The 12,926-nt window shown below is 68.0% G+C and carries 11 protein-coding genes and 1 tRNA gene; 6 read left to right on the top strand and 6 right to left on the bottom strand.

Annotation, left to right across the window (positions count from 1 at the left end; translation table 11 throughout):
- Nucleotides 1-9: 9 nt before the first annotated feature.
- The 4 genes from DBO33_RS37595 to DBO33_RS37610 form a co-directional block, all read right to left on the bottom strand.
- Nucleotides 10-771, bottom strand: a complete 762-nt coding sequence (locus DBO33_RS37595) for a MazG family protein (protein ID WP_107659275.1) — start codon at nt 769-771, stop codon at nt 10-12.
- Nucleotides 768-4,382, bottom strand: coding sequence for a transcription-repair coupling factor (mfd, locus tag DBO33_RS37600; RefSeq protein WP_107659276.1), 3,615 nt, complete (start codon nt 4,380-4,382; stop codon nt 768-770). The genes DBO33_RS37595 and mfd overlap by 4 nt, the downstream gene beginning before the upstream one ends.
- Before the next feature lie 81 nt (nt 4,383-4,463).
- Nucleotides 4,464-5,111: a TetR/AcrR family transcriptional regulator gene (locus DBO33_RS37605; protein WP_014988187.1), complete on the bottom strand. Its 648-nt coding sequence runs from the start codon at nt 5,109-5,111 to the stop codon at nt 4,464-4,466.
- 182 nt (nt 5,112-5,293) lie between these two features.
- Complete coding sequence (locus DBO33_RS37610; protein ID WP_107660938.1) at nt 5,294-5,908, bottom strand: TetR/AcrR family transcriptional regulator; 615 nt, start codon at nt 5,906-5,908, stop codon at nt 5,294-5,296.
- A 261-nt stretch (nt 5,909-6,169) separates the two neighbouring features.
- On the opposite strand from DBO33_RS37610, the gene DBO33_RS37615 reads away from it, so the two are divergent.
- From DBO33_RS37615 to DBO33_RS37640, 6 genes are all read left to right on the top strand, one after another.
- Nucleotides 6,170-6,240 (top strand) — tRNA-Gln (locus DBO33_RS37615).
- A 107-nt stretch (nt 6,241-6,347) separates the two neighbouring features.
- Nucleotides 6,348-7,838, top strand: a complete 1,491-nt coding sequence (gene glmU, locus DBO33_RS37620) for a bifunctional UDP-N-acetylglucosamine diphosphorylase/glucosamine-1-phosphate N-acetyltransferase GlmU (RefSeq protein ID WP_107659277.1) — start codon at nt 6,348-6,350, stop codon at nt 7,836-7,838.
- Nucleotides 7,835-8,815: a ribose-phosphate diphosphokinase gene (locus tag DBO33_RS37625; protein ID WP_107659278.1), complete on the top strand. Its 981-nt coding sequence runs from the start codon at nt 7,835-7,837 to the stop codon at nt 8,813-8,815. The genes glmU and DBO33_RS37625 overlap by 4 nt, the downstream gene beginning before the upstream one ends.
- A gap of 99 nt (nt 8,816-8,914) precedes the next feature.
- Nucleotides 8,915-9,175, top strand: a complete 261-nt coding sequence (locus DBO33_RS37630; RefSeq protein ID WP_107659279.1) for a hypothetical protein — start codon at nt 8,915-8,917, stop codon at nt 9,173-9,175.
- Nucleotides 9,176-9,334: 159 nt separating this feature from the next.
- Nucleotides 9,335-10,339: a hypothetical protein gene (locus tag DBO33_RS43285; RefSeq protein ID WP_159080710.1), complete on the top strand. Its 1,005-nt coding sequence runs from the start codon at nt 9,335-9,337 to the stop codon at nt 10,337-10,339.
- A 27-nt stretch (nt 10,340-10,366) separates the two neighbouring features.
- Nucleotides 10,367-11,029: a DUF2461 domain-containing protein gene (locus DBO33_RS37640; RefSeq protein WP_107659281.1), complete on the top strand. Its 663-nt coding sequence runs from the start codon at nt 10,367-10,369 to the stop codon at nt 11,027-11,029.
- Here DBO33_RS37640 and egtD read toward each other — a convergent pair.
- Nucleotides 11,026-11,997 carry an L-histidine N(alpha)-methyltransferase gene (gene egtD / locus DBO33_RS37645; RefSeq protein ID WP_107659282.1) on the bottom strand — a complete coding sequence of 324 codons (972 nt, stop codon included), beginning with the start codon at nt 11,995-11,997 and terminating at the stop codon, nt 11,026-11,028. The two genes, DBO33_RS37640 and egtD, sit on opposite strands and share 4 nt — an antisense overlap.
- On the bottom strand, nt 11,994-12,881 hold the full coding sequence (locus DBO33_RS37650; RefSeq protein ID WP_107659283.1) for a class II glutamine amidotransferase: 888 nt from the start codon (nt 12,879-12,881) through the stop codon (nt 11,994-11,996). The genes egtD and DBO33_RS37650 overlap by 4 nt, the downstream gene beginning before the upstream one ends.
- Between the last annotated feature and the right edge of the window lie 45 nt (nt 12,882-12,926).

Consider the following 12,926-nt stretch of genomic DNA (forward strand, 5'->3'; position numbering starts at 1 on the left):
TCGTCAACGCTACGCGTCGGCCGTCCAGTACTTGTACCAATCGTCGCTGGTGAGCGGACGGCGTTCACCTCGAGCGGTTTCCGCGGCGTCTTCGGTGGCGTGGATGGTGGCGGCGAAGGCGAGGGTGGCTTTGCGGAGGCGCTCCTCGGCGCTGTCGGGCCCGCCGAGGTGAACTGTGCGCAGGTCTTCGGGGATCAGGTCGGCGGGCAGGCCCGCCTTGGTGCTGCGATCGCGGATCTTTTCGGCGAGGGCCAGCGCGGGTTGCGCCATGGCGATGCCGTCGAGGCAGGAGCGGCGGGATTTTTCCGCGGATTTGCGCTCTTCCCAGGCACTTTCCTGTGCCGCGATCTTCTCTTCGAGGGAGGTGTCGGCGGCGAAGTCGGCGTCGCGCAGGTAAGGGCTGCGGTTGACTAGCTTGGCCACCAGGGCGGCGGCGACGTCATCGACGGTGAATTCGCCTGCCGCCTGGGCGATCCGGGAGTGGAAGAGCACCTGGAGCAGCAGGTCGCCCAGTTCTTCCTTGATGGTTTCGGCGTCGTTGTGCTGGATGGCGTCGAGCAGTTCGTAGGTTTCCTCGAGCAGGTAGGGGCGCAGCGAGTCGTGGGTCTGGGTGACTTCCCAGCCGCCGAAATTCCACAGGCGATCCATGACTTCCACGGCGCCGGTGAGGCCGGCCGCCACCACCGCGGTGTCGGAGGGCGCCTCGGTCGGCTGGCTGGCGGCGGCGTGGCGGGCGGCCCGCAGCACCGCCTCGTCCCGGTCGGTACTCATCGGGCGGCCGAGACCTCGGTCGCGGTGGTGAGATCTACTGCGCCCTGCGCCTTTCCGTCCAACGCGAGCAGTAGGTCGGCGACGAATTGCAGGAGCACGACGTCGCGGACCCGGTCCGCCCCGACACTGTCCTCGACCCGCGGCAGCGGCAGCGAGATCACCCCGCTGGCCGCGCGGTAACTGGCGCTGGGGTAGATCCGCTTGAGGCGCATCTGCTTCGAGTCCGGCAGTTGCAGCGGCGAGACCTTGAGTGTTGTTCCGGTGACCGCGATTTCGGTAACGCCGTATTCACGGGCCAGCAGCCGGAGCTTGGCGACCGAGACCAGGCGGCCGACCTCGACCGGCAGCGGGCCGTACCGGTCGACGAGCTCCTCGACCACCGAGGCGAGGGTCGAATCGTCCTGCGCGGAGGCCAGTTTGCGGTATCCCTCGAGCCGGAGCCGGTCGCTGCCGATGTAGTCGGGCGGGATGTGCGCGTCGACGGGCAGGTCGATGCGCATCTCCTTGGGTTCCTCGGTGGTGATGGGCCTGCCGTCGGCGGCGGCCCGATACGCCTCGACGGCCTCGCCGACCAGCCGGACGTAGAGATCGAAGCCGACGCCCGCGACGTGCCCGGACTGCTCGGCGCCGAGCACGTTACCGGCGCCGCGGATTTCGAGGTCCTTCATCGCGACGGCCATGCCCGCCCCGAGGTCGGAGTTCTGCGCGATGGTGGCGAGGCGGTCGTAGGCGGTCTCGGTGAGCGGCTTCTCCGGCGGGTACAGGAAGTAGGCGTACCCGCGTTCCCGGCTGCGCCCGACCCGGCCACGCAGCTGGTGCAGCTGCGAAAGGCCAAGGGCGTCAGCGCGTTCCACCAGCAGTGTATTGGCGTTGGAGATGTCGAGGCCGGTCTCGATGATGGTGGTGCAGACGAGCACGTCGAACTCGCGTTCCCAGAAACCGGCCACGGTGGACTCGAGCGCGTCCTCGTTCATCTGACCGTGCGCGACGGCCACCCTCGCTTCGGGCACCAGATCGCGAATCCGCTTGGCGGCCTTGTCGATCGAGGACACCCGGTTGTGTACGTAGAAGACCTGGCCGTCGCGCAGCAGCTCGCGGCGGATGGCGGCGGTGACCTGTTTGTCGTTGTAGGCGCCGACGTAGGTGAGCACCGGATGCCGCTCCTCCGGCGGGGTGAGGATGGTCGACATCTCGCGGATGCCGGCCAGGCTCATCTCCAGGGTGCGCGGGATCGGCGTCGCGGACATGGTCAGCACGTCGACGTGGGTGCGCAGCGCCTTGATGTGTTCCTTGTGTTCGACGCCGAAGCGCTGCTCCTCGTCGACCACGACGAGCCCGAGGTCCTTCCAGCGCACGCCGGTCTGCAGCAGCCGGTGGGTGCCGACCACGATGTCGACGCTGCCGTCGGCCATGCCCGCCAGCACGGCGCGCGCGTCGGCCGGATCGGTGAACCGGGACAGGCCCTTCACGGTGACCGGGAAGCCGGCGACCCGTTCGGCGAAGGTCTGCAGATGTTGTTGCGCCAGCAGCGTTGTCGGCACCAGCACGACGACCTGCTTACCGTCCTGCACCGCCTTGAACGCGGCGCGCACGGCGATCTCGGTCTTGCCGTAACCGACGTCGCCACACACCACCCGGTCCATCGGGACCGGCTTCTCCATGTCCGACTTCACCTCGGCGATGGCGGTCATCTGGTCGACGGTCTCGGTGAACGCGAAGGCGTCCTCCATCTCCTGCTGCCACGGCGTATCGGGGCCGAACGCATGCCCCGGCGCCGCCTGGCGCGCGGCATACAGCTGCACCAGCTCGCCGGCGATCTCGCGAACCGCCTTGCGCGCCTTGCGTTTCGTATTCGCCCAGTCCGACCCGCCGAGCTTGGACAGGCTGGGCAGCTCGCCGCCGACGTAGCGCGACAACTGATCCAGCGACTCCATCGGCACGAACAACCGGTCGCCCGGCTGGCCGCGCTTGCCGGGCGCGTATTCGATGACGAGGTATTCGCGGCGGGCGCCGCCGACGGTGCGTTCGATCATCTCGACGAATCGGCCGATGCCGTGCTGGTCGTGCACCACCATGTCGCCAGCGTTCAACGCCAGCGGGTCGACCTGGTTGCGGCGCTTGGCGGGCAGTCGTTTGCCGTCGCCGGGCGCGGTCATCCGGTTGCCGGTGAGATCGGATTCGGCGACGACGACGAGTCCGGCGTCGTCGAAGACCAGTCCGTCGTGCAGCGAACCGCACAGCACGCCGACCACGCCGTTGCTCGGTTCCGCGCCGGGTTCCAGCGCGGCGGCGGGCACGTCGGCGTCGGCGAGGCGTTCCAGAATGCGTTGCGCCGTACCGTGTCCGGCGACGACGACCACGGCGCGGCCGCCGGTGGCCACGTGCGCGCGCAGCGAGGCGAAGATGGTCGCGACGAGTTCGTCGGAGCCACGCGCGGTCGGCCCGGCCATGACCGGCAGCACCACTTCTTCGGGGACGCCCGCCGTCAGCGGGCTCAGCGTCCACCAGGGCAGCCCGTGCTGGTCGGCGCTCTCGTGCACGACCGGCAGCGCCCGATAGCCGGACGCGGCCAGGTCCAGCCCGTGGGCGCCGAGCGGGGCGGCGGCGCCGAACGAGGCCGCGGTCCAGGACGCCTCCAGGAACTCCTCACCGGTGCGCACCAGGTCGGCGGCGCGGGTGCGGATCTTCTCCGGATCGCAGAGCAGCAGATGGGTGTTTTCCGGCAATACCTCGGTGAGCAGGCGTAATTCGCCGGGCTGCAACACCGGGAGCAGCGCCTCCATACCGTCCACCGGCACGCCGTTGGCCAGCTTCTCCAGCATCTCGACCAGCGCGGCGTCGGCCGCGTTGGCGGCGGCGACCTCGGCGGCCCGCGCGCGCACGGCGGCGGTGAGCAGCAGTTCACGACAGGGCGGCGCGACGACGACCTCGACCGACACCTCGGGCAGCGAGCGCTGGTCGGCGACGGCGAACGGGCGCAGTTCGGTGACCTCGTCGCCCCAGAACTCCACGCGCACCGGATGATCGGCGGTCGGCGGGAAGAGGTCGAGGATGCCGCCGCGCACCGCGAACTCGCCGCGCTTGCCGACCATGTCGACCCGGCTGTAGGCGAATTCGACCAGGCGCGTGAGCAGTTCGTCGAAGTCGAGCTCGGCGCCGACGCGCAGCACGATCGGCTCGATGTCGCCCAGTCCACCGGCCATCGGCTGCATCAGCGACCGCACGGTGGTGACCACCACGCGCAGCGGCGCGGGGAAGGCCGGGTCCTCGGGGTGCGCCAGCCTGCGCAGCACCTCGAGCCTGCGCCCGACGGTGTCGGCGCCGGGTGAGAGCCGCTCGTGCGGCAGGGTTTCCCAGGACGGGAACTGTGCGACCGTCGGCCCGAGCATCTCCTCGAGCTCGACGGTCAGATCGTCGGCCTCGCGCCCGGTCGCGGTGACCACCACCAGCGGCCGTTTCGCCGCGATCGTCGCGGCGACGAACGGACGCACCCCGGACGGCCCGACCAGCTCGACCGAGGACTTGCCGACCAGCTCGGTGACGGTCCGCAACGCGGTGTCGGCCCCGGCGACCGCCGCGAGTCCCGCCAGCGGTGGGCGATGGGTCGGCATCACAACTCCTGAGCTCGAGCCGGGTATTTCCAGCAGCGAGCCGAGTCTAGTCAAGCCCGCCGACACATCGAGCTCGGGCCGTTAGGGCACGTACCTGCGCAGGCGCCGGGCCGCGAACTCGCGGAAGTAGGCCAGCTTCTCGGCCGGCACGATCGACGGGAGCAGGAAGTACCAGACGCGTTCCATCCTGGTCGCCATCTGGTCGATCGACTCGGTGCCGACGGCGATGATGTGCACGCCCGCGGTCATCTCCTGCAGGAGCATGCCGATCACCTCGGCGTCGAGCTCCGGCTGCAAATCGCCTTGGGCGATGGCTCTTTCGGACAGTACGCGGTAGGTGTCGCCCCACGTCTTGGCGATGTTGTCGCCCTGCGCGCCGCGATAGTCACCGATCTGATGGGTCAGCTTGAGCATCGCGCCGACCATCGGATCGTTCATCGATAGGTCGGCCACGACGTAGGTGATGCCGATGCACGCCTCGAGTGCGGGCACCCGGGGATCGAAGAAGCCCTGACACGAGCTGACCAGCCGCTCGTTGCCCTGGTCGACCACCGCGCGCGCCAGCTCTTCCTTCGAGCCGAAGTGAAAGTACAAGGCGCCCTTGGTCACATTGGACTGCGCGATGATCTCGCTCAGACTCGCGTTCGCGTAACCCAAGCGCAGAAAGACATCGGCAGCGCCCGCAAGAACGGAGTCGCGGGTGATCTCCGCGCGCGCTTGCCTAGCCATCAGATCCGCCTGTCATCCTAAAAACCAGCCATCCTGAAGTAGACCGACATCACGAAGTAGACCGACTTACCGCCCGAACAGCACCCAAAGGATGGGTGAACCGTACCACCAGGCGGGCCCTCGGCAGTCAATTCGAGCATTCGACTGGACCCGCTTCGCAATTCGCTGGTTAACAACCCGAGTCACTCCTCGATACCGGCGCGCCACTCCGAGCTGAGGTGCGGGTCGGCCTCCAGATGGCTCAGCCCGTTCCAGCACAGATTCACCAGATGCACGGCGACAACCTCTTTCGACGGCTTGCGTTCGTCCAGCCACCAGGTCGCGGCGGTGGCGACCTGCCCGACCAACGCCTGGGCATAGAGGGTGGCCAGGCTGGTGTCGAAACCGCGGCGATCGAAATCCCCGGCGAGGATGTGCGCCACTTGATTCACAGCCTCGTTGAGCAGGCTGGAGTATCGGCCCTCGGCATTGCCGGTCGGCTGATCGCGCACCAGGATGCGGAAGCCGTCGGTGCGTTCCTCGATGTAGGTGAGCAGCGCGAGCGCGACCTGCTCGAGCCGGACCCGAGAACGATTCTGGGTGAGCGAGGAGACGATCATGTCGAGCAACATCGACATCTCGCGGTCGACCACGACCGCGTACAGACCCTCTTTGCCACCGAAATGCTCGTACACCACGGGTTTGGAGACCTGGGCCCGCTGCGCGATCTCCTCGATCGAGGTGGCGTCGTAACCCCGCTCGGCGAACAGTGCGCGACCGATCTCGATCAGTTGCTGACGCCGCTGGGTACCCGTCATCCGCGGACGCGACACCTTGGGCGGTTCACTGGTCGACATCGCTCCCGCCTCCCTTCGCCAAAGACCGTCCGGTGCCTCAACTGTTCCAGACAGCACCGCAGATTGCGCCGTCAACCCCGGGCGCGCCCCCGATCAACTGCCGCCGCGACCCTGTCGACGCTCCAACTACCGGCAAGAATCGCGGAGAGGCGCGGGTGTATGCGAGGATCTTTCCCGTGCCGTGGCACAGCGGCGGGTGTTCCCGATCCGCCGATGTGACAATCCGCCGTGGTGTAATGGCAGCACCTCTGATTTTGGTTCAGATAGTTCAGGTTCGAGTCCTGGCGGCGGAGCTCGGCAGCACGATGACTATCGTTGGCCCGCACATCGGCGCCCAGCACAGCAGACCCCCGCACGATGAGCAGAGCCAAGCACGATGACAGGCAGCCGAGGGAGATCCATGCCACAGCAGACCGCCGTCGTCGTTCTCGCAGCCGGTGCCGGGACGCGAATGCGGTCGAAGACCCCCAAGGTGCTGCATTCGCTGGCCGGTCGGAGCATGCTCGCACACGCGCTGCATGCGGCGAACGAGATCGACCCCGCATACCTGATCACCGTGGTCGGTCACGACCGCGAGCAGGTCGGCGCCGCCGTCAACGCGGTGGCCACCGACCTGGGCCGGGAGATCCCCCCCGCCATTCAGGAGGAACAGCTCGGCACCGGGCATGCCGTGCAGTGCGCACTGGCCGCGCTGCCCGTCGGCTTCACCGGCGACCTGCTCGTCACCTCCGCCGATGTACCGCTGCTCGACGGGCACACACTGTCCGCGCTGCTCGACGAGCACCGCAGCTACACCGAACGTTCCGCGGTCACGGTGCTGACCTTCGTGCCGGACGACCCCAACGGCTACGGCCGCATCGTCCGTGACGCGAACGGCCGGGTGTTCGAGATCGTCGAGCACGCCGACGCCACCCCGGAACAGGCCGCGATCACCGAGGTCAACTCGGGTGTCTACGCGTTCGACGTGAATGTGCTGCGCACCATGATCAGCCGGTTGTCCACCGCGAACGCCCAGCACGAGCTGTACCTGACCGACGTGCTGCGGCTGGCCCGCGAGGCCGGGCATCCGGTGCACGGCGCTCGCCTGGTCGACGCGGCCAAGGTCACCGGCGTGAACGACCGGGTCCAGCTGGCCAATGCGACCAGCACCCTCAACCGCTACATCCTGGAACGGCATATGCGGGCCGGCGTCACCATCATCGACCCGGCCTCCACCTGGGTGGACGCGAGCGTGCGCATCAGCAGGGACGCGATACTTCGCCCCGGCGTGCAACTGCTCGGCGACACCGTGATCGGCGAGGACGCCGAGATCGGGCCGGACAGCACGCTCAACGATGTGGTGGTCGGCGACGGCGCCCGGGTCATCCGCACGCACGGCGAGGGCGCGATGATCGGCCCCGGCGCGACCATCGGCCCGTTCAGTTACCTACGTCCGGGCACGGTGGTCGGCAATTCCGGCAAGCTCGGCGCGTTCGTGGAAACCAAGAACGCCTCGATCGGCGCGCACTCCAAGGTGCCGCACCTGACCTACGTCGGTGACGCGACCATCGGCGAGCACAGCAACATCGGCGCTTCGAGTGTTTTCGTCAACTACGACGGAGTGACCAAACATCACACCACTGTCGGATCGCATGTGCGAACGGGAAGCGACACGATGTTTGTCGCACCGGTAACGGTGGGTGACGGAGCGTATACGGCGGCGGGTACTGTACTGCGCAGAAGCGTTCCGCCCGGCGCACTCGCGATTTCCGGCGGACCGCAGAAGAACATCGAGGGCTGGGTGCAGCGACACCGTCCCGGAACGGCCGCGGCGCGCGCGGCGGCAGAAGCCAACGCCGCCAAAGACAACTCCGGTCAGGCAATCGAGCAAAAGGATGGCAAACAGCAGTGACCGCGTCATGGATCGACAACCAGAAGAACCTCATGCTCTTCTCGGGACGCGCTCATCCTGAGCTGGCCGAGCAGGTCGCCAAGGAACTCGACGTCCACGTCACGCCGCAGACGGCACGCGACTTCGCCAACGGCGAGATCTTCGTCCGGTTCGAGGAGTCGGTCCGCGGCTCCGACGCGTTCGTGCTGCAGAGCTTCCCCGCGCCGCTGAACCAGTGGTTGATGGAGCAGCTCATCATGATCGACGCGCTCAAGCGCGGTTCGGCCAAGCGGATCACCGCCGTGCTGCCGTTCTACCCCTACGCCCGCCAGGACAAGAAGCACCGTGGCCGCGAACCGATCTCGGCTCGCCTGGTCGCCGACCTGCTGAAGACCGCGGGCGCGGACCGCATCATCACCGTCGACCTGCATACCGACCAGATCCAGGGCTTCTTCGACGGCCCCGTCGATCACATGCACGCGCAGCTGCAGCTCGCCGAGTACATCCGGACGAACTACACCCTCGATCACATCACCGTGGTCTCCCCCGACTCCGGCCGCGTGCGTGTCGCCGAGAAGTGGGCCGACTCGCTCGGCGGCTCGCCGCTGGCGTTCATCCACAAGACCCGTGACCCGCTGGTGCCCAACCAGATCAAGGCGAACCGCGTGGTCGGTGACGTCGAGGGCCGCACCTGCATCCTGATCGACGACATGATCGACACCGGTGGCACCATCGCCGGCGCGGTCAAGGTGCTCAAGGACGCGGGCGCCGGTGACGTGGTCATCGCCGCCACCCACGGCGTGCTGAGCGACCCGGCCGCCGAGCGGCTCGCCGCCTGCGGTGCCAAGGAAGTTGTGGTCACCAACACGCTGCCGATCACCGAAGAGAAGAAGTTCCCGCAGCTGACGGTGCTGTCCATCGCCCCGCTGCTGGCCCGCACCATCCGCGAGGTCTTCGAGAACGGCTCGGTCACGGGCCTTTTCAACGGCAACGCATAGGAACTTACCGCGCAATGGCGGCTCGGACTCCGGTCCGGGCCGCCATTTCTTTTGCGCCGGTTCCGGTTGCTACGGCTTTGCACGGGGATACTGGAGGGTATGGACCGTGAACCGTTGGACACAGACATGGGAGACGACGACCAGGCCGACGAGATCCGCGCCTACCAGCGCAATGTCGAGGATCCGCCGGACGACCTGCGGATTCGTTATCACGAGAACGAGGACGACGGCAGGCTCGGCATCGCCGACGAGCTGGCGCAGGAGTCGACCCCGCGCGAACAGCGCGCCGAGAAGGCCCAGGACGACGAGCGGCCCGCCGAGGTGATCGCCATGGAGCTCGTCGACGATTCCGATTTCTGACGTCCTGCCCGCGGCAGGCTGCCACACCTAGCGCAATCCGCTATGACAGCTCGGTCGCCGTGGTACGCATGACGGACATGCCGGACACGATCCGTGCGCTGTCGGTGGTCGGTGGCGGCGGAACGCAGCGATGGCGGCCGGACGATACGAGGAGGCGCGATGAGTACGCCGCAGAATCCGGAACGTCCCGGCGGTGCGCCGGGGTCCGCGGGCGCGGAGTCCGCGCCGTCGGCGAGTGCGAGCGGGTCGGGAGATCCGTCGACGGACACCGGTGCCGCGCCTGCGTCGCGCGACTCCGGTACGCCGGCGAAATCCACAGAAGCGAGCTCGCCGCCTTCGCTGTCGAAAGATGTTGGTGCGGCGGAACCTTCGAGTGAGCCGTACACCCCGCCGCCGCCCGCGCCCGGTGAGTGGTGGCAGCCGACCGACGCACCGAGCGGACCGCTCGGTGGGCATGCGCAACCGTGGGGTACCGGACCCGCGGGGCCGTCGAGCAGCCAGCCGTCCGGGGACTCGGGACCTGCCGGGCCGCAGAGCAATCAGCCGTCGTGGGGCTCCGGATCGTCCACCCCGCAACCGTATGGAGGGGCGGATCCGTCGGGTCGACAGCAGGCTTGGGGTGCGCCGACCGGTGGTCAGCAGCAGTGGGGTGCGCAGCCCAATCCACAGAATCAGTACCCGCAGTACCCCGGCAGCGGTCAACCCCAAGACTCGGGCGCCCCGTCGCAGTACCCGCAGTATCCCGGCGGCCAGCCGCAAGATTCGAGCCCGCCGCAGTACCCAGGAGGCGGCCCACTCCACGAGGCGAGCGGACCGGAACAGTATCCGCAGGGCGGGATGTACAACTCCCCGCCGAGCGGCGGCTACGGCGAACAGCAGAGTCCGCAGCAAGGCTACGGCGGTTACCCGCAGCAGTCCTACGAGCCGTATGCCACCCCGCGCACCGCGGGCACCCAGGTGTTCTCCATCATCGGATTCGTCTGCGCCGCGGTCGCGGTGTTGTTCTGCCCCATCCTGTTCGGACCCGCGGGCATCGTGCTCGGGCTGATCGGCCACAGTAAGGGCGAATCCCTCGGCAAGTGGGCCGCGATCGCGTCGGGCGTCACCATGATCATCGGCTTCCTGGTGGGGTTCCTCATCTTCAACGGAGACCTGAGAACGTAGATTGCTCGGTATGAGCGAGGCACAGTCATGAACAAGTTCAGCGGCTTTCCGCTGGCGGGGCTGGATTTCTACGAGGATCTCGAGGCGGACAACTCGAAGACGTTCTGGACCGCGCACAAAGACGTGTACGAGACGGCGGTGAAGGCGCCGATGCTCGCCCTCACCGCCGAGCTGGAGCCGGATTTCGGTCCGGCCAAGATCTTCCGGCCGTATCGCGATGTGCGTTTTTCCAAGGACAAGACGCCGTACAAGGACCACCAGGGCGCGTACGTATCGGTGGCGCCGAGCACCGGCTGGTATGTGCAGATCGGCGCGGCGGGACTCTACGTCGCGGGCGGCTTCTACGGCGGTTCGTCGGAACAGATCGCCCAGCTGCGCGCCACCATCGACCACGAGGTGCGCGGTCCGGAGCTGGAGAAGATTCTGGCGAAGCTGACCAAGGCCGGGTACACGATCGGCGGCGAGCAGCTCAAGACCAAGCCGAAAGGCTACGACGCCGACCATCCTCGCATCGACCTGCTCCGGCGCAAGGCCCTGGTCTGCAACAAGGAGTTCGGGGCACCGCCGTGGCTGGACCAGCCACGGGCCGCCAAGGAGATCCGCACCGCCTGGGAGACGATGCGGCCCCTGATCGATTGGCTCGGCGCCGTGGTCAGCGGGGCGACCACCCGGTCGCCCCTGCTCGCTTAATCGCGGGCCGCGAGGACGAGCGCGAAGCGGTTGTCGGGATCGGTCCACACCTGCTCGGTGCTGAACCCGGCGGTGCTCAGCTCCGCGGCGAGACCGTCGAGCCGGAACTTCGCCGAGATCTCGGTCCGCAGCTGCTCGCCGCGGGCGAATCGCACAGTGAGGTCCAGCTCGCGGACCGTGACGGTCATCTCCTCGGTGGCCGCCAAACGCATCTCGATCCACTCGTTGGCCGCGTCCCACAGCGCGACGTGCTCGAACTTGTCCGGCGCGAAATCGGCGTCGAGCCGAGAGTTCAATACGTGCAGCACATTCCGGTTGAACTCCGCGGTGACGCCTGCCGCGTCGTCGTAAGCGGGGACCAACACGGCGGGGTCGATCACCAGCCCCGCACCGAGCAGCAGTTGCTCGCCCGGCTCGAGCACCTCGTAAATGCTGGCGAGGAATTCGGCGCGTTCCGCGGGAACCAGATTGCCGATGGTGCCGCCCAGGAACGCGATCATCCGGCGGCCGCCGCCGGGCAGGTTGTGCAGGGTGTCGGTGAAGTCGCTGACCACCCCGTGCACGGCGAGCCCGGGGAACTCGCCCGCGATCTCGTCCGCCGCCGCGCGCAGCGCCGTGGCCGAGACATCCTGCGGGACATAGGTCTTCAGCGGGCCCTCGGCGGTCAGCGCGGACAGCAGCAGCCGCGTCTTGGCCGCCGAGCCCGCGCCCAGCTCCACCAGCACCTCGGCCTGCGCGACCCGGGCGATCTCGCCGACCACCCGCTCCAGCAGCGCGCGTTCGGTCCGCGTCGGGTAGTACTCCGGGAGCTCGGTGATCTGCTCGAACAATTCACTGCCGCGGGCGTCGTAGAACCACTTGGGCGGCAGCCACTTCGGGTCGGCGGTCAGGCCGAGCCGGGCGTCCGCCCGCAATGCCGAGGTGAGGTCGTCGTCGGATAGGTGGATCTCCAGCGTCGGTGCGGTCATCGTGCGCCTTTCGTGCCGTCGGGCAATGGGTCGATGGAAAGCTGTCCTGGCCGGGCGATCACCAGGCTGCGGTCGGGGATCGACTGCCAATTCAAGTCGTCGTCATAGGGTTCGGAGGCGAGCACCGCGACGGTGTCGGTGATCAGGGCGGACAGCGAGTGGTGCACCGTGGTGGCCCAGAGGGTTTCGCCGTCGCCGAGCAGCAAGTTGAGCCGTGCGTTGGGTGCGTGGCGCAGCACGCCGGACACGAGCAGACCGAGGGCGGTGCCCGGGGAATCCACGAAACCGCTCGGCTCCATTGCGGTGAGCATCTGCCGCAGCAGTACCCAGAGCGTCGCGGCGTCGGTCGGTGCTTCCGCTTCGAGCAGCTGAATCGTCTCGAAGAGTCGGGTCGCGCCGACTTGGGTGGCGGCCATGTCCAGATCGGAGGACACCGCGGTGACGACCGGACGCCAGTTCGGCACCGCGCCGTTGTGACTGAAGGCCCAGCGCCCACTGGTGAACGGCGCACACGCGGTTCGCTCGATCGGCATGCCCACGGTTGCCGACCGGATCGACCCCAGAACGGCGGTCGAATGCAGCTGTGTCAGTACCTCTTCCACCGCCGGGTCGGTCCAGATGGGCGCGGCATTGCGGTACCGGCTGGCGATCAACGTGCTGTTCGGCGAGCCGTCACCGGGTAAGGCACTGGTCGCCAACGGGTTTCGGGTGCCGTCGATCTCGGCGGCGCGCCACCACGCGACACCGAAACCGTCGGCGTTGACTGTGCCGCCGCCGCGCATGTCCCGCGGCGCCCAGGCCTGGGTGCGCAGGGAATGTGTACCGGCCGTGAGCATCTCACCGACGCTGACCGCCGGGCCCAGGTAACCGAGATGTCTGCACATCAGTAACCACCTCTCGTTGGGCGACCGAAAGTTTGCCGCACTGAT

Origin of the sequence: Nocardia suismassiliense (assembly GCF_900269665.1) — a bacterium.
Classification (GTDB): domain Bacteria; phylum Actinomycetota; class Actinomycetes; order Mycobacteriales; family Mycobacteriaceae; genus Nocardia; species Nocardia suismassiliense.

Bases quoted from the DNA above. Each gene is read 5' to 3' on its own strand.
- DBO33_RS37595 (WP_107659275.1), bottom strand. From the start codon at position 771: ATGAGTACCGACCGGGACGAGGCGGTGCTGCGGGCCGCCCGCCACGCC.
- mfd (WP_107659276.1), bottom strand. From the start codon at position 4,382: ATGCCGACCCATCGCCCACCGCTGGCGGGACTCGCGGCGGTCGCCGGG.
- DBO33_RS37605 (WP_014988187.1), bottom strand. From the start codon at position 5,111: ATGGCTAGGCAAGCGCGCGCGGAGATCACCCGCGACTCCGTTCTTGCG.
- DBO33_RS37610 (WP_107660938.1), bottom strand. From the start codon at position 5,908: ATGACGGGTACCCAGCGGCGTCAGCAACTGATCGAGATCGGTCGCGCA.
- glmU (WP_107659277.1), top strand. From the start codon at position 6,348: ATGCCACAGCAGACCGCCGTCGTCGTTCTCGCAGCCGGTGCCGGGACG.
- DBO33_RS37630 (WP_107659279.1), top strand. From the start codon at position 8,915: ATGGACCGTGAACCGTTGGACACAGACATGGGAGACGACGACCAGGCC.
- DBO33_RS43285 (WP_159080710.1), top strand. From the start codon at position 9,335: ATGAGTACGCCGCAGAATCCGGAACGTCCCGGCGGTGCGCCGGGGTCC.
- DBO33_RS37640 (WP_107659281.1), top strand. From the start codon at position 10,367: ATGAACAAGTTCAGCGGCTTTCCGCTGGCGGGGCTGGATTTCTACGAG.
- egtD (WP_107659282.1), bottom strand. From the start codon at position 11,997: ATGACCGCACCGACGCTGGAGATCCACCTATCCGACGACGACCTCACC.
- DBO33_RS37650 (WP_107659283.1), bottom strand. From the start codon at position 12,881: ATGTGCAGACATCTCGGTTACCTGGGCCCGGCGGTCAGCGTCGGTGAG.